Raw genomic sequence first — 20,816 nt, 5'->3', positions numbered from 1 at the left:
CACAGATTTAATATTTTTAGGTATATTTTAAAATAATTAAAATATGCTCCAAAATAACACGAATTAATATATTATTTTAAAATCGAGGTACATTATCGTGATAAAATACTCTACTTTATCTAAATCAACATTTAGCTTAAGTATTTATTTTTTAAAATTCGATAAAGTTAAAATGACTTTATTGACTGTAATTTGTATTTTACTCGGTATGATTCCAGCGATTGATAGTATATTACTTCAGAAAATCATTGATTTAATAGAATCTTTCAGCGATAAGAACGCTAATAATCTTTTATCTTCCATGATTTACTGGGCAGTATTTTATGCTCTTTGGTGGGAGAGTATTAATATAGCATATCGTTCATATGATTATTTGTATCTCAAGACTATGCCCATAATAAAAGGGAAAATACTAAATGAACTTTATAATTATACCCAATATCATAGCCATAAATTCTTTCAGGATAATCTAGCAGGACATATTAGCAATCGTATTACCGAAACTGCAAGATCGTTTGAGATTATTATTTCAATATTCGGTGAAAACATTCTTCGTAAACTCGCTATTATTGTATTTGCATTAATTGCTTTACATTCGGTACATTACGTTTTTGCTACGATATTTATTTTATGGATTACGGTTTTTTTAGGACTTAGTGTTCTTTTCTCCGATAAAATCAATAAATACTCATTAAATTATGCTAGAAGCCAATCTTTTGTTGCCGGTAGTATCGTAGATGCAATTAGCAACATTAATGCGGTTAGAATGTTTACAGCCCATAAATTCGAACGTCAACATCTCGAAACAAGAGTAGAAAATGCCGTAGCCGATGAGCAGACTATGCAATTCTTTATGTTCAAATTGCGTTATGCTCTTGGGACTTCTTGTTCAATAATGATTTTTATAATGATTTATTATTTATCTAAACTTCGTAGCGAATTATCTATAAGCATAGGTGATTGCGTATTAGTACTAACATTATGTATAAATGTAGCAGACGATATTTGGGATTTAACGCAAGAAATCGGTGATATGTTCGAGCAGGTCGGGGCATTTAATCAAGGCTTATCTTTAATGGCACCGCATATTATAACTGATATTGCAAACGCTACTCCATTAGATATCAAAGAGGGGGTTATTGAATTTAGAAATGTTACATTTAATTATCATCATAATAACAAGCTATTTTATAATAAATCGGTATTAATACCGAGTAAACAAAAAGTAGGACTAGTTGGATTTTCAGGTTCAGGGAAAACCACTTTTATTAGTTTACTCACGAGGTTACATGATATAGAAGAAGGAATGATTTTAATAGATAATCAAAATATTAAAAACGTAACTCAAGATTCTTTAAGAAAAGCCATTAGCCTTATACCTCAAGAACCGGTGCTTTTTCATCGTACCATTTTGGACAATATCAGATACGGGAAAAAAGAAGCTACTCTTGAGGAGGTTATAGAAGCAGCAAAAGCTGCACATATTCATGATGTTATCGATAATCTACCGGACGGTTACGATACTATGTGCGGTGAACGGGGGAATAACTTATCAGGCGGTCAGCGTCAAAGAATTATCATAGCAAGAGCCATCTTAAAAAATGCTCCTATTTTAATTCTTGATGAAGCAACAAGTAGCTTAGATAGCGAGACGGAAAGCCTGATTCAAGAGTCAATGGATTATTTAATGCAAAATAAAACCGTGATAGTCATTGCCCACAGATTATCTACTTTACTCAATATGGATAGAATTTTAGTTTTTGAAAAGGGAAGTATAATCGATGACGGTAACCATGCAGAATTACTAAAAAATAGTAAGCTATATCAAAAATTATGGAACTCTCAAGTTAAAGGGTTAATAGTGTGAGGAGGTATTACCCATGTTTTATGTCATTCCTGCGAAAGCAGGAATGACATAAAACCAGCCTCAACCTTTAAACTAAATCATTATGAGCCACTATTTCTCCTGTTGCTTCAACTTGAAGTAGTCCGCACTCTGTCATCGCTTTTATTGCACTCTTAGGTAATTCTATCTTATCTGTAGCGTTACTATCAATAATATCTTCAATTTTTTAAATGCATAAAAACTCTAAAGGCGGTATCAATTTAGCTATCTTTCCTACTAATTCTATTAATGGTTGTTTTATAGAATCATCATTAGAAACATCTTTTACAACCGGTAATATTGCTGCTTTCCATTGAACAAACGCAGCTAAATCTTTCTTGTCAATAGCCTTAATTTTCTTGTAATCATTCTTACGCAATGTGGATTCAAGCGTTAAAAGAGCTTTCAGAGGTTCATAAATTGCTTCCTTGTCACGGACCATTTGACCGTCAGGATCGAGTATATCCGATTAGCACCATATTGTAACAATACTTTTACCATATCTGTACTCTGCTTACTATCATTAAGCTCTCTAGTTAGGTCTACTAAACTTTTAAATGCGGTTTTTCATATTAGCACCATAAGCGAGCAATTTAGTTACCATGGCTATATTTAGGTATAGGACGTACATATTTCTAAATAAGTCATATTGTCACCTGTTACGTAATTAGGATCCGCACCATTTTCAATTAGAAATGTTGCCATATCAAAATGTTGAGCTGTTAGGGCAGTGTGAAAAACGGTACCGCTGTTGTGGTCAAGGATTATATTTGCACCTTTTGCAAGTAGAAGCCTTACTATCCCTTTCTGATTATTATGACACGCAAAATATCAAAAAGATTTAGCCTCACCTTCCAATGTATATACTTCTGTATTTGGATCAATATTTAAAGCGGTTAACATACTATAAACTAAATCATAATCACCTTGACAAATTGCTTTAACTATAGCAGTGTCAGGAGATCTTGCTATTTTATCTACAGTGCAGTATGCCATATTGTACACACTAGAAATATTTGTATTTGGATCTTCAATCAAAGCTTTGAATTCTTTGACAAAACTTTCTCTAAAAAATTCATATCTTTTTATTTTATATATATTATTAAATCCCATATTTTCTTCTATATCTCTTAATATCTCATGAAATTTATTTCTAATTATATCATCGATTATCAAGTATTTCCCTTAATGATTCAATTGATAGTATTTTGTATCGTACAGAAAAAAATCATTTTATCAACAAATAGTTTATTTATTAGTAAGCAATCAATAAACTAAAATATTATATTAAATATTGTCATATGCTGTTATAATTACTTTTTTAGCCACTAATATTTAAACAATGAAACTATCTGATTTTGACTTTGATTTACCAAGCGAACTGATCGCACAATATCCATCTAGTGAACGTGATAACTCAGATTTACTAATTGCTGTTACGCCGCCTATTAAAACCAAATTCTACAACATAATAGATTACTTAAAAGAAGGGGACTTATTAGTCTTTAATAATAGTAAGGTAATAAAAGCAAAGTTAAATTTGGGGAAAAATATTACAATAAATTTGAATCAAAAATTATCAGATGATAGTTGGTCGGCTTTTGCTAAACCAGCTCGAAAGCTTCATGTAAATGATGAATTTTATTTTGATAATCATAAGGTAATTATTACCGAAAAACTTGCAATGGGTGAGATTAAAGTAAAATTTGAGCTTAATGATATTTCTGTATTCGAGTTCTTAAATAAATACGGTGAGATGCCGCTACCGGTTTATATTAGGCGTTCACACTCATTATGTCATCCCGTGGCTACGACCACGGGATCCAAAACATATTTAAATAATGACTGGATACCGTGGTCAAACCACGGGATGACAAACACTCAAAACGACAACGACCGCTATCAAACTGTCTATAGCCAAATAGAAGGTTCAGTTGCAGCACCGACAGCAGGCTTGCATTTTACAAAGGATATACTTGATAAGCTTAAGGCAGAAGGCATACAAGCCACATTTTTAACATTACATGTGGGAGCTGGAACTTTTTTACCTGTAAAAACCGAAAATATTCATGAACATAAAATGCATACCGAATATTGCTCTATTACTCCTGACACTGCTGAAATTATCAATAAAGCAAAGCAAGAAGGGAAACGTATTATCGCAGTCGGCACTACAACACTTAGAACACTTGAGAGTTCTTGCAATAACGGCATCGTAAAAGCAGGTAGCTTTAAAACCGATATTTTCATAACCCCAGGTTTTAAATTTCAAACAGCCGATATGCTACTTACTAATTTCCATTTTCCTAAATCTACTTTATTTATGCTTATATGTGCTTTTGCCGGATTTAAAGAGATGCATGAATTATATAAATATGCTATAAAAGAAGCAATGCGTTTTTTTAGCTACGGCGATGCAACGCTTTTATGTAGGAAATGATAATCACAACCGTCATTGCGAGCAACTAAAAGGAGCGTGGCAATCTAGCAAAAATAACAAAAAATGCTAAAGGTTAGCATTTTTCACTGGATCCCGTGGTCAAACCACGGGATGACGGAGGTGACATTGATCCACACAACAAAGCCTTCCTGCTTTTAGCTAGGAACGACATTTTAGAAAAAACCTATAACAAACTAGATAAAAAATATTTTGGATGATTAAATCCTCTACTTCATTAATACGAGATTCAAAACAAACTGCTTTACGAGAAGAATTAAAACAGCTGGCAGCAGCACTTAATAAACCTAAAAGGTTATTCAAATTCTTTAATCAAAACAACTTAGAAAGCGGAATTTATTTATACGGTCCGGTGGGCAGCGGTAAAACTATGCTCATGAATTCTTTTTGTGAAGAATTAACCACACCTAAAATAATAATACATTATCAGAACTTTATGCAGGAAATTCATAAATCTATGCATAAATTACAAACAGCAAATCAGAAAGATATCATCCCTAAAATTGCTAAAAACTATACTAAACAAACTAAAGTGTTATGTATAGATGAGTTTGAAATTAAAGATATTACTGATGCAATGATAATCGGTAGATTATTTAATGAATTAATAAAGCAAAATATTTTTATTTTTATAACTTCTAACACGAGTCCCAATAATCTGTACAAAGACGGATTACAACGAGAATCTTTCTTACCTTTTATAAAGATAATCAATAATACATTTTATGTTAAATATCTAGATAATCAACATGATTATCGATTTGATAAAGCGTTAAGAGTTAAAGAGGCAAGGATAATTTATCCTTTAACTTTAGAAAACCAAAACAAACTTGAAAAAATTATCACGGATATTAGTGATAATAATCTTGCTCCTCAAAATATACAGGTTCTAGGTAGAGAAATATCCTTTCAAAAAGTGCATAAAAGAATATTAGTAACAGATTATAATGAATTATTTACAAGAGGCTTAAGCTATATCGATTATGTTAATATTTGCCAAAATTTTAACGTTATTATAGTGGGGAACGTTCATACTATCGATTCTAACGATACAAATACAGCCGTTAGATTTATCAACTTTATCGATAATGCCTATTTCTATAAAATACTCTTATTTATGAGCCTAGAAGATAACCCAAATAAAATATATCAAGGTTCAGCACGAGCCGCAGAATTTAAACGCACTATTTCAAGACTAAATGAAATGAATAGCGAATCTTATTTATTAAATAATGAGATTTTAAGAATTAACTTCAATTTTCGCTAAAAAAGCTCTTTAATTACTAATTAAAATTTATTTACAGATGACCTCTAAGAAACTTAATAAATTCATCAATATTGATCTTTATATCGTCTTCTAAATGCTCTTCTGTTGTCTGATGATCTACATAAAAAGGATAATAATCGCATGACATATAATTTGCCATTCTTTTATAAAAACTTCTAGAGGAAGTTGTACCGTGATCAATCTCTACTAATTTGCATTTTGGAGCCGCAAAAATAAAGTTAGCAAATCCTGATCCGTGCGATCCAACTATTATTTTTGCTTTATTAAAAAGCCGAGCCTGTTCATACGGGAAGGATAGCTCTAGATATATTACTTTCAAACCGGATCTCTCAATTTTTTCTATTAATTCCTCTTCATTAACTATTTTTCGGGTAGAAGCGTATTTACGAGAAATATATATTTTATCGTATAGTATACTTTACTATTATCTTTAATAAAAATATTTCTTAAATCTTTTTTTAACCATAAAGGCAAAGGTGTACCTTTTACCGGAATAAACGGTACAGATGGAACAATTAGTCTAGTAGCTTGAATTATACAGTCACTATTTACTACAAAAAGCTTATCTTCCGGTATATTTAAATAATTTAATACTATTTCTAATGACTTAATTTGCCATGAATATTTTAAATTATTAATATAGATACGATCATATTCAAGAGCTGATTCTTTTAATATAATTAATCTAGGCAAAATTTGTAGCAGCCAATGATACCAATTTTCAGAACCAAAAGATAAAATTACTGCTAATTTTCCATTAAAATATAAAGGATTTTCAGTATTAATATCTCGTTTTTTTAATAAACGATGTTGATCACCTAAGCTTGTTTGAGTATCTTGTAGAATATAACCTTCTTGAGTTAAAATTCCACCTTCATTAATTACTGTGACGTTTGGTAACTCTAAAATAAATTGATGTTTATTCTTTAATACGTAAGCATTACTAATATAGAGAAAGGTAAAAATTATGAATATAAAATATTCTCATAAAGAGAAAGAAAGGTAATTAACAATTTGCATTGCAAGCTTGGCAGCGACTTACTCTCCCATGCCTTATGACATAGTACCATTAGCGCTATGAGGTTTCACATTCGAGTTCGGGATGGGATCGTGTGTTTCACTCATGCTATAACCACCAAGCTAGCAATACAAACTTTTAAAAAGATAGATTTGTATTATAGTTTGCTGTTAATGTTGTTGCACGACTCAAAAAAATTCTCAACATCATATCTTAACTTTTATACGATACTCAGCAAAATCATTTTCGCTGGATATCGTGGCAGGGCTACAGTATAAAATTAGTTATGCAATAACATTTTTATTAGTTGATAAAACTATTTAACCTGATAACTTGTGAGTAGATACTACACTCTTATAGCATTAACACTATATGCATATGTAATCTCACAGCAAAGTAAATCAATCGAGCTATTAGTATCGGTTAGCTACACACATTACTGTGCTTCCACATCCGACCTATCAACGTGGTGGTCTTCCACGGCTCTAATGGGGAAGTCTAGTTTTGAGGTGGGTTTCCTGCTTAGATGCATTCAGCAGTTATCCCTTCCGTACTTAGCTACCCAGCTGTGCCGTTGGCACGACAACTGGTCCACCAGGGGTACGTCCACCTCGGTCCTCTCGTACTAAAGGCAGATCCTCTCAAACTTCCTACACCCACGGCAGATAGGGACCGAACTGTCTCACGACGTTCTAAACCCAGCTCACGTACCACTTTAATCGGCGAACAGCCGAACCCTTGGGACCTTCTCCAGCCCCAGGATGTGATGAGCCGACATCGAGGTGCCAAACGATTTCGTCGCTATGGACGCTTGGAAATCATCAGCCTGTTATCCCCGGAGTACCTTTTATTCGTTGAGCGATGGCCCTTCCACTCGGGACCACCGGATCACTATGACCGACTTTCGTCTCTGCTCGTCTTGTCAGACTCGCAGTCAGGCTAGCTTATGCCATTGCACTCTAAAAGTTGATTTCCGACCAACCTGAGCTAACCATCGCGCGCCTCCGTTACTCTTTGGGAGGCGACCGCCCCAGTCAAACTACCCACCATGCATTGTCTCGGATCCTGATTCAAGGATCTCGGTTAGATGTCAAGCACCAAAAGGGTGGTATCTCAAGGGTGACTCCACAAAGGCTGACGCCTTCGCTTCGTAGTCTCCCACCTATCCTGCACATCTGATTCCTAACACCAGTGCAAAGCTATAGTAAAGGTTCACGGGGTCTTTCCGTCTGACCGCGGGAACTCCGCATCTTCACGGAGAATTCAATTTCGCTGAGTCGATACTGGAGACAGTGGGGAAATCGTTACGCCATTCGTGCGGGTCGGAACTTACCCGACAAGGAATTTCGCTACCTTAGGACCGTCATAGTTACGGCCGCCGTTCACTGGGACTTCAATTCAGAGCTTGCACCCCTCCTTTTAATCTTCCAGCACTGGGCAGGCGTCAGACCCTATACATCGTCTATTGACTTTGCAGAGCCCTGTGTTTTTAATAAACAGTCGCTACCCCCTAGCTTGTGCCACCTGCACATGGTTGCCCATATACAGGTCATCTTTCTTCCGAAGTTACAGATGCAATTTGCCTAGTTCCTTCAGCATCGTTCTCTCAAGCGCCTTGGTATACTCTACCTGTCCACCTGTGTCGGTTTCGGGTACGGTCTATAATAAAGGTGTTATTTCCTGGAAAATATTCACCGCACAATCAATCCAATAAGACTGTACAATTTACTATTTTCGTCACATCCTTCAGGTTCAGGAATATTAACCTGATTCCCATCGATTACGCCTTTCAGCCTCATCTTAGGGGCCGACTAACCTTGCGCAGATTAACTTTACGCAAGAACCCTTGGACTTTCGGCGAGAATGTTTCTCACATTCTTTATCGCTACTTATGTCAGCATTCTCACTTCCGATACCTCCAGCAAACCTCACGGTTCACCTTCGCAGGCTTACGGAACGCTCCGCTACCATTTATGCCAAATGCATAAACCCGCATCTTCGGTACATGACTTGAGCCCCGTTACATTGTTGGCGCAAGAAAACTTATTTAGACTAGTGAGCTATTACGCTTTCTTTAAATGATGGCTGCTTCTAAGCCAACATCCTAGTTGTTTTGGTCTTCTCACATCCTTTAACACTTAGTCATGATTTAGGGACCTTAGATGGCGGTCTGGGCTTTTTCCCTCTCGACTATGGACCTTAGCACCCATAGTCTGTCTGCTATGCTGTACTCATCGACATTCGGAGTTTGATTGAGTTTGGTAAGTCTGTGGGACCCCCTAGCTCATTCAGTGCTCTACCTTCGATGGTAATCGCTATAACGCTCTACCTAAATAGATTTCGCGGAGAACCAGCTATATCCGAGTTTGATTGGCCTTTCACCCCTAACCACAGCTCATCCCCTACTTTTTCAACAGTAGTGGGTTCGGTCCTTCAGTGGATTTTACTCCGCTTTCAACCTGGCCATGGCTAGATCACCCGGTTTCGGGTCTAATTCATCTAACTAAACGCCCTATTCAGACTCGCTTTCGCTACGCCTACACCTAACGGCTTAAGCTTGCTAGATAAACTAAGTCGCTGACCCATTATACAAAAGGTACGCCGTCACAAGACATATAAATACGCTTGCTCCGACTGCTTGTAAGCATTTGGTTTCAGATACTATTTCACTCCCCTTGTCGGGGTACTTTTCACCTTTCCCTCACGGTACTTGTTCACTATCGGTCACTAGAGAGTACTTAGGCTTAGAGGGTGGTCCCCCTATGTTCAAACAGGATTTCACGTGTCCCGCCTTACTCAAGGACTTCAAACTTTTTACCTATACGGGACTATCACCCTCTATGGTCAACCTTTCCATGTTGTTTTAGTTATTTTTTTGAAGCCACTGGCCTGATCCGCGTTCGCTCGTCACTACTAACGGAGTCTCGGTTGATGTCCTTTCCTCCAGCTACTTAGATATTTCAGTTCGCTGGGTTTGCCTCATATAGCTATGTATTCACTATACAATACCTAATAAATTAGGTAGGTTCCCCTATTCGGAAATCTTCGGATCAAAGTTTATTCGCAACTCCCCGAAGCTTATCGCAGCGTATTACGTCCTTCATCGCCTTCTAGTGCCAAGGCATCCACCAAATGCTCTTATTATATTTACTTATGCTTTTAACTTGAGATTACACAATGCATACAGAATTAATTTCACAATTATTTTTCTTATTTTCAGCATCTACTCACGATATAAATTTTTATTATCGCGGTGTATTTAGTTTTTAGCTTTATCAACTTTTTAAACAGCTACAAAGTTTTACGTTTCAAACTTTGCGTGATAGTTTTATATCTATATTTTTAAAGCTTGTCAAACACTAATTTCAAATAATTTTAATTTTATTTCTTATGAGAGGGCTTAAAGTTATTTTAACCTCTTTTTAAAATAGGCTTTGTCGGCTTTTTGTTTAGATTTGTGGTCCCTAATTTTGTATCTACCTTACCGCCTAAATCTTCAAACAAAAATCTGCCTTTTTGTAAAATATGATTTACTGCTGTCATTTCTCCTTCTCTATTTATCAAACCGCTTTGAGTTTTAACCCATAATAATTTACCGTCTTTTCTAAAGACTGGATTTTCATCAATTGCAAAATCTTTAGTTATACTTAAATTACCGTTCTTATCAAATTTACCTAAAATATTTTTCTGTAAATCAGCAAATACGGCATGAGCGTATAATTTTGAAATTTCTTTTATTTGCTTTGGATCGTTTATATGTGCGCCGGCTTTGTTAATAAAGCCGCTAATTTCATATTGAGATGTTTTACCATGTGGAGTTTTTTTCACAAGAAATTGAGTTTCCGTAAGTAGCTTAGTTTGATCCTCTACTTCATCATCTACTATATTAATTACTTTCCTTTTTAAAGAATAAATATCACTATTCTTTTCAAACTTTGAGGTAAACTCCTTAACGTCTCAATTATCATTAAACCTAACTTCTTTTTTATCTTTACCCATAATAATACTCTTATTTTAATACTGTATCTTTTAAAATATTTGTACCACGTAAAAATTCTTCTATATTCAAAGCTTTTTTACTCTCTTGCTGAAGTTTTTTCACTCGTAATATACCGCTTCCACAAGCTATTTCCAGCTTATCGCTAATAACGGTACCGGAAGTAAAGTGATGATCCGCATTTAAATATTCTGCTTCAAGGATTTTAATTATTTTATCATTATAACTAAAATATGCTCCGGGCCAAGGATTCATGCCCCTTATTTTACAATCTATTTTATATGCGGATTCATGCCAATTAATTTTTCCTTCTTCTTTAGTTAATTTATGAGCATACGTAACGCCGTCACTTGGCTGTGTTATTGGTACTATATTATCGATATTTGCAAGTGTTTTAATTAATAACTCCGCTCCGAGATTTGCACATTTGTTATGCAGTTCTTCCAATATTATTCTTTCTTCTAAATCAAAATCTTCTTTCATCAATATATCACCTGTATCAAGCCCTGTATCCATACGCATAATACATACACTACTTTTCCGGTCACCCTCTATAATAGTACGCTGCAGAGGAGCCGCTCCTCTGTGACGAGGCAAATCGGATGGATGGATATTAAGACAGCCGTATTTCTTAGCTTCTAATATAGCTTTCGGCACAATAAAACCATAGGCAATAACAACTATAATATCAGCATTAACTTTATTAATTAGATTTATTATTTCATCATTACGAAGAGTAGAAGGAGTATAAACAGGAATTTGATGCTCAAATGCTAATTGATGTATTGGAGATTTAGCTAAGTTAAGTCCTCTGCCCTTAGCTTTAGGTTGCTGTGTAAAAACAGCTTTAACTTCGTGATGAGTTATAAGTTTTTTAAGAGCGGGAACAGCGAATTCAGGCGTTCCCATAAAGATTACTTTCACACTATATTATTTTTGAGTTTCTTAAGCTTACGAAGTACTACATCTCGTTTTAAATTACTTAAATAATCAATCATAAGCTTACCTTCTAAATGATCATACTCATGCTGGATAACTCTTGCAAGCCAATCATTTGCTTTAAGCTCTTGCGATTTACCATGATAGTCTAAATACCTAATCTTTATAGATTCCGGTCTTGCCACCTCAATACGTTGCTCCGGTAATGAGATACAACCTTCGTTAGCCGTAACTAGCTCTTCTGCTTTTTCTATTATTTCAGGATTCACTATAAAAAGCGGATAAAAATCTTTTGGTCTTGCTACCGAATCATGATCTTGTATATCAATTACTAAAATACGTTTCAATACCCCTACTTGTACTGCTGCAAGCCCTGCACCATCTTCATGGTACATAGTTTTAAGCATATCATCCATAAATTTTCGTGTTTGATCGGTAAACTCTAAAACCGGCTGAGATTTCTGCTTTAATCTTTCATCAGGTGCCATTACTATCGGTAATATTGACATAATTAAATCTTAATATTTAATTTTAATATACTATAAAATCACCAAAATGTAAAGAAAGCAAACCTGCCTAATTCCGGCAATAGTTGCATAATAAACTCACCTATTTGCAATAATTTGTCGAATTAATAATATTTAGTAAAAAATAATAGCAAATATCAGATAACATGTTAATAAATAAGGCTTGCATAAAATTAAGGAGGAATAATAATGCATTGGGATGATATTGAAGAAATTGCCGAACAACTCGAAGAACATTGTAGCGATCAGTATAATGAAAAAAAAATTTCATTATTAAAGCTAGAGAAACTAATTAGAGATTTAAAGGACTTTGAAGATGGAGAAAAAAAAGTCGAAGAAGTTACATTAGAAGAAATTTTAGACAAATGGGAAGAATTACGTAAAGAAATTAGAGAAATCGATTAAGTAGCTTTTGAGTTATTTTCAGACATTTATAAATTAACTTTATAAAAATACATTATAATCAATAAAAATATAGCAACTGCCTGAAAAAAAACCCTTAAAGTCATTAACTTTGAACTAAATTTCTTATCAAACTTTCCTTCGATAGCCATCGATACTACCCCTATAATAAGAACCGCAACGGTTAAACCAATTGCAATTAATAACCACATCATAATTTATTACCAATATATCACTTTCCACACAAAGATTATATGCTTTTTCTCTTTTAAATCAATTATATAATATTTGAGATTTGATTAAAAAATTCACTAATTCTTCGTAAAAAATAATAATTCAAGGAACACACACATATCTAATTTATCAAATATAGATAATTCAACAATTACTTTAAAAGCAAAAGAGATATTAGGCTCTTGCGTTCTTATTAATTTTTGCTCAAAAATATCTAAAAATACAAATAATTTAATTTTCTGCACGCAAGAACCTAGAGTATTTTGAGAAACCTCGTCCTATTGCTAAAATATTTATTAATGCTCACGGTGGAACATGACTTGCTTAAATTAAGCTTTCTGAGTTACACTATATATATTATCTATCAGTTTAACAAAAGCACCATTTCCTAAAACATTAGCACAAGTGATCACAGGATCAAATAAGATATAAAGAGCTGTAATCAGAGACATCATATTAGTATTAAAACCTAGATATTGTTCAAGTATAGGGAGCATTACAATAATTCTACCACCTGGTATAGCTGCTACTGAAAATTTTGCCAATACAAAATAAAAAGTAAAATAATTAAATAAAGTAGGTTCAGCTAATCCATAACTTTTTAGTATAGCATAAGCCAAAATCGATATGGCAAAACAATCGCCAACAAGATGAATATTGACTGTTATTGGTCAACGGTACGAGCGAGTGCTTTATTATTTGTATTATTTTCCGCTCCTATTTTATACTAAGTGGCATACTTAATAACACTAGACATTGCACTAAATCCACTTATAGACGCTGGCATCATATTACTAAGGCTAGCTATGCATTCCTTAACTCGACAGTTACTTAAAATAAAATAAGCAAGAAAGATATAACCAAACTGAGCAAATACGATCGTCACAAAAATGAACATATAATCTTTAATAATTATATCTAATACTTCATCAAACTGTAGTTTTACGATAAAGCCCATTATAAATAAGGGCATTATATAGATCAACAATCACAATATTTTTGCAACAAATGCTTCTAGCTTACAAGCCAATCCAATTGCAACTTCAGCACACAATTTTGAGGAAATAAAGCCTAAGATAATACTACTAAATACGATTTTATCATTAGAAATAATATTAGGAAAATTAAGCAACCATAAAGGCTTTAAACTATCATTTTCTATAGGAGAGATCATTGATAAAGCGAATTGATATATGTATTACCTACATAATAACTTATGAAGGTAGAACAAACATTAGACCCACATACTAGTAATAATATTAAGAAAACTATACGTGTTGCATCCTTTGGCTAGCATTACAACAGATTTAAAAAGTAAACCAAAAATAATTAAAGGCAGAAATAATCCAATTATAGAAATAGATAGACTTATTGAATACAATAACCTTTGTACTTCTAAACTCATTAGTGGGTTTAACAATATGATAGCTATTAATAGCCATTAAAATAAGTGGCATTTTACGCAACATAAAACTTACCTAATAATTAGTTAATTTAAATAGATGAATATAATTAAAAGAAAGATATAGAGCTATTGTTACCGGCTTAGACCGGCTATAGTAGTAAAAAAAGACTGGAAAGTTAATATTTGCATATTAATTTTATTATAGAGAGAAAAATTAGTGTTGCAATACTTTTCTAGAAGTTCTTTTGGGGGGGTATTGTTAACTAAAAGCAGATCAATTAATAAATTAACGTCATTGCGAGGAAAATTACAAAGTAATTTGTACGTCCGCAATCTCAGGAGTTTTATTATTTCATGAGATTGCCACGTTAGCCTATGGCTGCTCGCAAGGCATTGTTGCGTGAAGCAATTTCACCTCTGTCATCCCGTGGCTTGACCACGGGGTGACACAGTGGGTTTTACCGGTCCACGCAACAATACCTCCTCGCAATGACGACTTAGGTATCTATGCAAAATGCTTTCGCAAGAATGACATCGAGAGCTTTTTAAGAGCTATGCGGGAATAACAACGCCTCAGCCCTTACACCTCTTCAGATTGCTCTAATCCCTCTTCCTCTAACTCACTATCTTCTTCACTTTCAGCAGTTTCAGCAATTAAAGAGACAGACACGACTTTTTCACCATCATCTAGCTTAAATAGGATTACGCCGCTAGTGTTACGTCCCGTAATACGTACTGACTCAAGTTTACAGCGAATTAACTTACCGCTATTGGTAATCAGCATTAACTCATCATCCATTTTAACCGGCATAACACCGACGACTAAACCAGTTTTGTCGTTAATATCCATATTGATTATACCGCTACCGCCACGGTCAGTAATTCTATAGCCATAAGCTGAGCTTCTCTTACCAAAACCGTTCTCAGTTACGGTTAAAATGAATTCTTCGGAATTTGCCATTTCTACAATAGCCGGGGCAGTTAAGCTTACGCCAAGTTCTTCAGGATTAAACTCCTCACCTTTAGCAATCTCTAATCTCTGCTCCCACGGCACGGATAAATAAGCATCTCTATCCTCTTTTGTACTACTAATACCTTTAAGCACAGTCATAGAAATTACAGAATCCTCTTTGGCAAGCTTCATACCTCGTACCCCATCAGAAGTACGGCTCTTAATAACACGCAGCGATTCAACAGGGAATCTTAAAGCTTTACCGGCTTTGGTAGCAAGTAAAATATGCTCGTCTTCTTTACATGGTTTTACGTCTATTAATTTATCGTCCTCATCAAGCCTAATAGCAATTTTACCATTCGACTGAAGCTTTTTGAAATCTAATAAATCGCTTCTTCTGATATTACCTTTGGCAGTTGCGAACATAATGTTTAAATTATCCCTCTCATCCTGATTTTCAGGTAGCGGCATAATATTCGTAATATGCTCATTTGCTTTCAGCGGTAATATATTAACCATCGGTCTACCCTTACCCTGCGGATTACTTAAAGGCAGTTTATACAGTTTTAAACTATAAACCTGACCGATATTTGAGAAGAACAACATAGGAGTATGGGTACTACCGACAAAAACTTGCGTGGTAATATCTTCATCACGCATTGAAAGCCCTGATCTTCCTTTACCGCCACGTTTTTGCGCACGATAGCTACTTAGAGGTACACGCTTGATATACCCGCCAAGCGTTACGGTTACAACCATTTCTTCACGCTGAATTAAATCTTCTATATCTTGATCAAATTCGCCGAATTCAATTGAAGTAAGACGAGGAGTCGCAAATTCTTCTTTAACTTTAATGAGCTCTTCCTTTAAAATTTCAAGTAACCTTGTACGAGAGCCAAGTATATTAAGATATTCGGTGATTTCCGTAATGAGGTTCTTTAAATCCTCTTCAAGCTTGTTTTTCTCCATAGCGGTCAGGCGTTGCAATCTCATTTCTAAGATTGCCTTAGCTTGCACTTCGGTAAAGTTACATTTACCCTGCTCGTTTAACATTGCTTTATCATCAACCAACTTTACAAGAGGTAGGATATTTAATGCTTCCCACTGACGAGCCATTAATTCTTGTTTAGCTGCATTCGGGTCATTTGAAGCTTTAATAATACGTATTATTTCATCGATATTACTAACGGCAATAGTTAGTCCTAGTAAAATATGAGCTCTATCTCTTGCTTTATTGAGTAAATATATAGTACGGTTAGTAATTACTACTTCCCTAAAACTAACGAAAGCTGCAATTACTTCTTTCAAATTCATCACTTTCGGTAGCCCGTCTTTAAGAGCAAGCATAATAACACCGAAGCTAGTTTGTAGCTGCGTACATGCGTATATTTGATTTAAGACTACTTCAGCAACTACGTCTTTCTTTAACTCAATAAAAATCCTTACACCGTTTTTATTCGATTCATCACGTAAATCACTTATACCTTCTATACGCTTTTCCTTAACCATTTCAGCGATTTTCTCAACGAGCCTTGCCTTATTTACCATATACGGTATTTCGGTAATAATAATTGCTTGACGGCTATTACCGATATTCTCAATCTCGGCTCGACCTCGCATAATGATACTCCCTCTACCGGTAAGATATGCCGATCTAATACCGCTAATGCCTAAAATCATTGAACCTGTAGGAAAATCCGGTCCTTTAACAACTTCCAGTAAATCTAATATTTCTATATCGTTATTATCTATATATAAACAGCACGCATCGATAACCTCACCAAGATTATGAGGCGGGATATTAGTTGCCATACCGACCGCAATGCCTCCGCTACCGTTCACCAATAAATTGGGAAACATTGCAGGAAGTACGGAAGGCTCTTCTTCAGAACCATCGTAATTAGGGTTAAAGCTGACAGTCTCTTTATCGATATCCTCTACGAGCTTATACGAAACTTTGGCCATTCGAGATTCGGTATATCTCATTGCTGCCGCCGCATCACCATCCATCGAACCGAAATTACCCTGCCCGTCTACAAGCGGTAAACGCAAGGAAAAATCTTGTGCCATACGTACTAACGCATCGTAAATAGCACTATCGCCGTGCGGATGGTATTTACCCATCACGTCACCGACTATTCTAGCGGATTTTCTATAAGGTTTACTAGCATGATTACCGGCTTCATGCATGGAATAGATAATTCGGCGATGTACCGGCTTTAAGCCGTCCCGAACATCCGGTATAGCTCTACTTACTATAACGCTCATAGCATAATCAAGATAAGATACTTTCATCTCATCTTCGATATTTACCGGTACTAAATTAGAAGAAGATTTATCAGTCACGATTACTTAGCCTTAAATTTAATGAATTATATTTAATAATAGAGACATAATAAATTTCTTTCAAGGATTGCTTGTATTTATAATCGTGGCATTATTTCTAAGTTACCGATGTCATTGCTGCGGGACATTGTTGCGCGGATGCCGATGTCATTCCTGCGAAAGCAGGAATCTAGTTTTTTAAGCAAATTATATACTAAATTTTTATGTAATTTTCTTTGTTTTATCATTTTTTACTGGATTCCCGCTTGCGTGGAAATGAAATAAACGAACCATACAACAAGGCCTTTAGTCACTTACAATGACGACATCAACCGTTTCTATGCAATAACATAATCGTAAAAGTTAACAAACTTTATTATATATTAGAATTATTTTATACTTTCTAAATATAATGAACGCTGCTCTATTTTTGTTATCTCATCTACCGTTACCTGTTCTGCTAACCTTTGTTTAAACTTAGATCTTAGTTTTTCTAAATCTTTATTTTTCTTAGAGAACGGTAATATTTTAGATAATAATTTATTATTTTTGTTGAACATGTAGTTGCTCCCGTGATTACACTTAAATTGCTCAAGTTTTAACCACCGAAGATTTTAACTTCGGGTGGTTGGGACATTCAAAGAACCGTCACAGAACAATTATAATAGCTTTTAGGTTTAAAGCTTACACTTTAAACCTTGTACATAGCTACTATCCCCCGACCATGAAGTCGAGGATTATACCATTTATACGGCTGATAATACCGCTTAGGATAGAGGCTTTGAAACCCCGGAATAACGTCACCGCTATTCTTGCAAGAGATTTTAGCCAATTTTTTGAAATATCAATTAGCTATCCATGTCATTCCTGCGTGGATCAGTTTTTTTGTCATTGCGAGGAAAATTACATAGTAATTTGACGCAGCAATCTTGAGAAGAATTCCTGAGATTGCACGCTCACTAACGTTCGCTCGCAATGACGACTTGATATCCACGCAACAACACCTCCGCGGGAATGACATCGAGCTGGTTTTACCAAACCACTTAACAAAGCTTGTAGTTGATATAATGATAAATTTTAAGAATGTTCCTCTTCTTGCTATTTATACCAAAGTTCGGCATAATAGCCTTTGTGCTGTAGCAAGGTTTTATGGTTGCCCCGCTCAACTATATAACCGTTATCTAAAACGATAATCTCATCTGCATCGATAATAGTTGAGAGTCTATGGGCAATGATAAGGGTAGTATGGTGAGCCGAGATCTCTTTAAGGCGTGCTTGAATTAGCTTTTCGGCTTTAGTATCAAGCGAACTTGTTGCCTCATCAAAAACATATATTGCTGGATTTTTTAAGATGGTTCTTGCAATTGCAATACGCTGTTTCTCACCGCCCGAAAGCTTTAAGCCTCTCTCGCCTACCTGCGTCTCATACCCTTCAGGTAACGTGCTAATAAACTCATGAATATGAGCATTTTTTGAGGCTGCTATAACTTCATCGTAGCTTGCTGCATTATTACCGTATGCGATGTTGTAATATATCGCGTATCGTTAAACAGTACCGTATCCTGTGGGACAATTCCAATAGATTTACGCAGCGATTGTTGCGTGACTTCTCTTATATCCTGACCATCAATAGTAATATTGCCGCTATTAATATTGTAAAACCTAAAAAGCAAGCGTGATATCGTCGATTTCCCTGCCCCGCTACTACCGACTACTGCTAAAGTTTTACCGCTCTTGATCGTAAAACTTATATTATGTAAAATCAGACGTGCCTGATTATAAGCAAAGCTAACATTATCGAAACTAACCGCACCTTTTAAGATAATTAGCTCCTTAGCGTTCAAAGCATCCTCTACTTCTACAGGTATATCAAGCAGCTTAAACATATCTTCCATACTAACTAGAGCGTTTTTAATTTCTCTATAAGCAAAGCCAAGTATTGAAAGCAGAATTGATAGCTGAAATAGATAAGTATTAACCATTATTAAATCGCCGACGGTCATTTTATTTTGGTTAATAGCATTTGCTGAAAGTATCATAAGGCTAACAAGCCCTAAGGATATTATAACATCCTGCCCGATATTTAAAATCGATATGCTGTTAGTAGTTTTAGTAGCTGATTTTTCATAAGTTTGTAAAACCTCATTAAACTTTATCGCCTCATATTCTTCATTACCGAAATATTTAACGGTCTCAAAATTCAGTAAACTATCGATTGCTCTATTATTGGCGGTGTATCGCTTTGGTTTATTTCCCTTGCAAAAGAAATACGCCAAATACTGATTAGGCAAATATAACCAACATAAACTATCATTGTTATTAAAATAGTTACGGCAAACCAAATACTGTAAACATACCATAACATCCCGCTTACTAATATAATTTCTACGCTTGTCGGAAAAATATTAAATAACGAATACCGCAGTACCACTTCAATACCTTTAGTACCACGCTCTATTGACCTACTTAAGCCCCCTGTGTTTCTAGTAATGTGAAAACGCATACTTAAAGCATGTACTTAAAGACATTTAGAGCAACTAAGCGAGTTGCTTGATGCCCTACTTTTGAAAAAATGATATTTCGTAATTCACTGTTGAACAAGTATTTTTGTTCCGCCATATGCAACAATAATCCCGATCATAACCGAAAGAGCAAAGTTTTTATTTAGCACATTTATTATATATTTATAAACAATAGGAACGAAAATATTTATTACTTTAGCTATGACTAGACAAATTAAGAGAGGTAACAATACGCAGGCGTATATCAAAATCCTTCGACCATAAATACGGCAGAAGTAGAGAGAATGAATTTTTGCGAGTTTTATTTTTGAACATTTTAAAGTTTTGGTAGTTTTCAGCATCATTGCAAGCGGGCATTGCTCGCGTGGATACTAAATCGTCATTGCGAGCGACCGTAGGAGCGTGGCAATCTCATAAAATAATAACAAACTCCTTAGATTGCTTCGTCAATTACTTCGTAATTTCCTTGCAATGACGTTTTTATTAATTACGCTCCGGCAGCAGGTGAAGTCGTCTTTGGCTGATTTTCTAACAGCTTATCTAACCTTCCCTCTTTTTCAAGATCAAACAGAGCATCACAACCGCCAACATGCATATTATCTATAAATATCTGCGGGACGGTCTTTTTTCCACCGGATTTCTTAATAAATTTTTCTTTCTCTTCCTGAGTAAAATTACTTACTTCAATTTCCTCATAAGCAACATTTTTCTCATCAAGCAATGCTTTAGCTTTTATACAATAAGGACAACTAGCGAGAGTATAAACAATAATTGTGTGTAATATAGCTTTATTCATAATATTATATTTTTTTGTGAGATTTTAATATATTATCTTAAACTATAGTTTTTAAAGCAAGTAAAAAT

At 34.9% G+C, this 20,816-nt stretch carries 20 protein-coding genes, 2 rRNA genes and 2 pseudogenes; 6 read left to right on the top strand and 18 right to left on the bottom strand.

Features of this window, described 5'->3' with window-relative positions; genetic code table 11:
• Positions 1-97: 97 nt before the first annotated feature.
• Positions 98-1,867 (top strand): ABC transporter ATP-binding protein, encoded by a 1,770-nt coding sequence (locus ACSFFC_RS03940; RefSeq protein ID WP_014410450.1) that lies wholly within the window; start codon positions 98-100, stop codon positions 1,865-1,867.
• A gap of 205 nt (positions 1,868-2,072) precedes the next feature.
• Here the strand turns inward: ACSFFC_RS03940 and ACSFFC_RS03935 are convergent, their stop codons facing one another.
• The 3 genes from ACSFFC_RS03935 to ACSFFC_RS03925 form a co-directional block, all read right to left on the bottom strand.
• Positions 2,073-2,327, bottom strand: a complete 255-nt coding sequence (locus ACSFFC_RS03935) for a hypothetical protein (RefSeq protein WP_014410449.1) — start codon at positions 2,325-2,327, stop codon at positions 2,073-2,075.
• Positions 2,328-2,497: 170 nt separating this feature from the next.
• The gene (locus ACSFFC_RS03930; protein ID WP_317133659.1) at positions 2,498-2,686 is read right to left on the bottom strand and encodes an ankyrin repeat domain-containing protein; all 189 of its coding nucleotides are present in this window, start codon (positions 2,684-2,686) and stop codon (positions 2,498-2,500) included.
• Between the two features lie 30 nt (positions 2,687-2,716).
• The gene (locus ACSFFC_RS03925) at positions 2,717-3,061 is read right to left on the bottom strand and encodes a hypothetical protein (RefSeq protein WP_041472190.1); all 345 of its coding nucleotides are present in this window, start codon (positions 3,059-3,061) and stop codon (positions 2,717-2,719) included.
• A 166-nt stretch (positions 3,062-3,227) separates the two neighbouring features.
• Between ACSFFC_RS03925 and queA the strand changes: the two genes are divergently transcribed.
• Both queA and zapE read left to right on the top strand, forming a co-directional pair.
• Positions 3,228-4,325, top strand: a complete 1,098-nt coding sequence (queA, locus tag ACSFFC_RS03920; protein ID WP_014410448.1) for a tRNA preQ1(34) S-adenosylmethionine ribosyltransferase-isomerase QueA — start codon at positions 3,228-3,230, stop codon at positions 4,323-4,325.
• Between the two features lie 214 nt (positions 4,326-4,539).
• Complete coding sequence (gene zapE / locus ACSFFC_RS03915) at positions 4,540-5,610, top strand: cell division protein ZapE (protein ID WP_014410447.1); 1,071 nt, start codon at positions 4,540-4,542, stop codon at positions 5,608-5,610.
• A gap of 31 nt (positions 5,611-5,641) precedes the next feature.
• Here zapE and ACSFFC_RS03910 read toward each other — a convergent pair whose 3' ends face one another.
• The 7 genes from ACSFFC_RS03910 to def all read right to left on the bottom strand — a co-directional run bounded on the left by ACSFFC_RS03910 (position 5,642) and on the right by def (position 12,094).
• Positions 5,642-5,995 (bottom strand): glycosyltransferase 61 family protein, encoded by a 354-nt coding sequence (locus ACSFFC_RS03910; RefSeq protein WP_331270837.1) that lies wholly within the window; start codon positions 5,993-5,995, stop codon positions 5,642-5,644.
• On the bottom strand, positions 5,992-6,324 hold the full coding sequence (locus ACSFFC_RS03905) for a glycosyltransferase family 61 protein (protein WP_231282975.1): 333 nt from the start codon (positions 6,322-6,324) through the stop codon (positions 5,992-5,994). Before ACSFFC_RS03905 ends, ACSFFC_RS03910 begins: the two co-directional genes overlap by 4 nt.
• A 332-nt stretch (positions 6,325-6,656) precedes the next feature.
• Positions 6,657-6,771: ribosomal RNA gene (gene rrf / locus ACSFFC_RS03900) — 5S ribosomal RNA — on the bottom strand.
• 270 nt (positions 6,772-7,041) lie between these two features.
• Positions 7,042-9,802: ribosomal RNA gene (locus ACSFFC_RS03895) — 23S ribosomal RNA — on the bottom strand.
• 258 nt (positions 9,803-10,060) lie between these two features.
• The gene (locus ACSFFC_RS03890) at positions 10,061-10,477 is read right to left on the bottom strand and encodes a hypothetical protein (protein ID WP_014410446.1); all 417 of its coding nucleotides are present in this window, start codon (positions 10,475-10,477) and stop codon (positions 10,061-10,063) included.
• A 181-nt stretch (positions 10,478-10,658) separates the two neighbouring features.
• Positions 10,659-11,570: a methionyl-tRNA formyltransferase gene (fmt, locus tag ACSFFC_RS03885; protein ID WP_014410445.1), complete on the bottom strand. Its 912-nt coding sequence runs from the start codon at positions 11,568-11,570 to the stop codon at positions 10,659-10,661.
• On the bottom strand, positions 11,567-12,094 hold the full coding sequence (def, locus tag ACSFFC_RS03880) for a peptide deformylase (RefSeq protein ID WP_014410444.1): 528 nt from the start codon (positions 12,092-12,094) through the stop codon (positions 11,567-11,569). The genes fmt and def overlap by 4 nt, the downstream gene beginning before the upstream one ends.
• 207 nt (positions 12,095-12,301) lie before the next feature.
• On the opposite strand from def, the gene iscX reads away from it, so the two are divergent.
• Positions 12,302-12,517, top strand: coding sequence for a Fe-S cluster assembly protein IscX (iscX, locus tag ACSFFC_RS03875; protein WP_014410443.1), 216 nt, complete (start codon positions 12,302-12,304; stop codon positions 12,515-12,517).
• A gap of 26 nt (positions 12,518-12,543) precedes the next feature.
• Here the strand turns inward: iscX and ACSFFC_RS03870 are convergent, their stop codons facing one another.
• The 4 genes from ACSFFC_RS03870 to ACSFFC_RS03855 form a co-directional block, all read right to left on the bottom strand.
• A complete protein-coding gene (locus ACSFFC_RS03870; RefSeq protein ID WP_010976936.1) occupies positions 12,544-12,729 on the bottom strand; it encodes a twin transmembrane helix small protein in 186 nt (61 codons plus the stop codon).
• A 96-nt stretch (positions 12,730-12,825) separates the two neighbouring features.
• On the bottom strand, positions 12,826-12,993 hold the full coding sequence (locus ACSFFC_RS03865) for a hypothetical protein (protein ID WP_014410442.1): 168 nt from the start codon (positions 12,991-12,993) through the stop codon (positions 12,826-12,828).
• An 84-nt stretch (positions 12,994-13,077) separates the two neighbouring features.
• Positions 13,078-13,368, bottom strand: a complete 291-nt coding sequence (locus tag ACSFFC_RS03860) for a cation:dicarboxylate symporter family transporter (RefSeq protein ID WP_010976935.1) — start codon at positions 13,366-13,368, stop codon at positions 13,078-13,080.
• A 368-nt stretch (positions 13,369-13,736) separates the two neighbouring features.
• Positions 13,737-13,922 (bottom strand): hypothetical protein, encoded by a 186-nt coding sequence (locus ACSFFC_RS03855; RefSeq protein ID WP_045798656.1) that lies wholly within the window; start codon positions 13,920-13,922, stop codon positions 13,737-13,739.
• Positions 13,923-13,964: 42 nt separating this feature from the next.
• Between ACSFFC_RS03855 and ACSFFC_RS03850 the strand changes: the two are divergent.
• Positions 13,965-14,230, top strand: a pseudogene (locus ACSFFC_RS03850) (hypothetical protein).
• A gap of 503 nt (positions 14,231-14,733) precedes the next feature.
• Here the strand turns inward: ACSFFC_RS03850 and gyrA are convergent.
• Entirely contained in the window at positions 14,734-17,451 is a 2,718-nt protein-coding gene (gene gyrA, locus ACSFFC_RS03845; protein WP_014410440.1) for a DNA topoisomerase (ATP-hydrolyzing) subunit A, read from the bottom strand.
• 368 nt (positions 17,452-17,819) lie between these two features.
• Entirely contained in the window at positions 17,820-17,990 is a 171-nt protein-coding gene (locus ACSFFC_RS03840) for a hypothetical protein (RefSeq protein ID WP_014410439.1), read from the bottom strand.
• A 369-nt stretch (positions 17,991-18,359) separates the two neighbouring features.
• On the opposite strand from ACSFFC_RS03840, the gene ACSFFC_RS03835 reads away from it, so the two are divergent.
• Positions 18,360-18,623 carry a DNA gyrase subunit A gene (locus ACSFFC_RS03835; RefSeq protein ID WP_499217196.1) on the top strand — a complete coding sequence of 88 codons (264 nt, stop codon included), beginning with the start codon at positions 18,360-18,362 and terminating at the stop codon, positions 18,621-18,623.
• On the opposite strand, the pseudogene ACSFFC_RS03830 reads toward ACSFFC_RS03835, so the two are convergent.
• Together ACSFFC_RS03830 and grxC are read right to left on the bottom strand one after the other, a co-directional pair.
• Positions 18,529-20,267 (bottom strand): annotated as a pseudogene (locus tag ACSFFC_RS03830) (ABCB family ABC transporter ATP-binding protein/permease). The gene ACSFFC_RS03835 and the pseudogene ACSFFC_RS03830 sit on opposite strands and share 95 nt — an antisense overlap.
• Positions 20,268-20,439: 172 nt before the next feature.
• Positions 20,440-20,748, bottom strand: a complete 309-nt coding sequence (gene grxC, locus ACSFFC_RS03825; protein ID WP_010976927.1) for a glutaredoxin 3 — start codon at positions 20,746-20,748, stop codon at positions 20,440-20,442.
• Between the last annotated feature and the right edge of the window lie 68 nt (positions 20,749-20,816).

Source organism: Rickettsia parkeri (assembly GCF_051427245.1).
Classification (GTDB): Bacteria; Pseudomonadota; Alphaproteobacteria; order Rickettsiales; family Rickettsiaceae; genus Rickettsia; species Rickettsia rickettsii.
The sequence above is the reverse complement of the archived record's forward strand: the minus strand, read 5'-3'. Positions and strand labels throughout refer to the sequence as shown.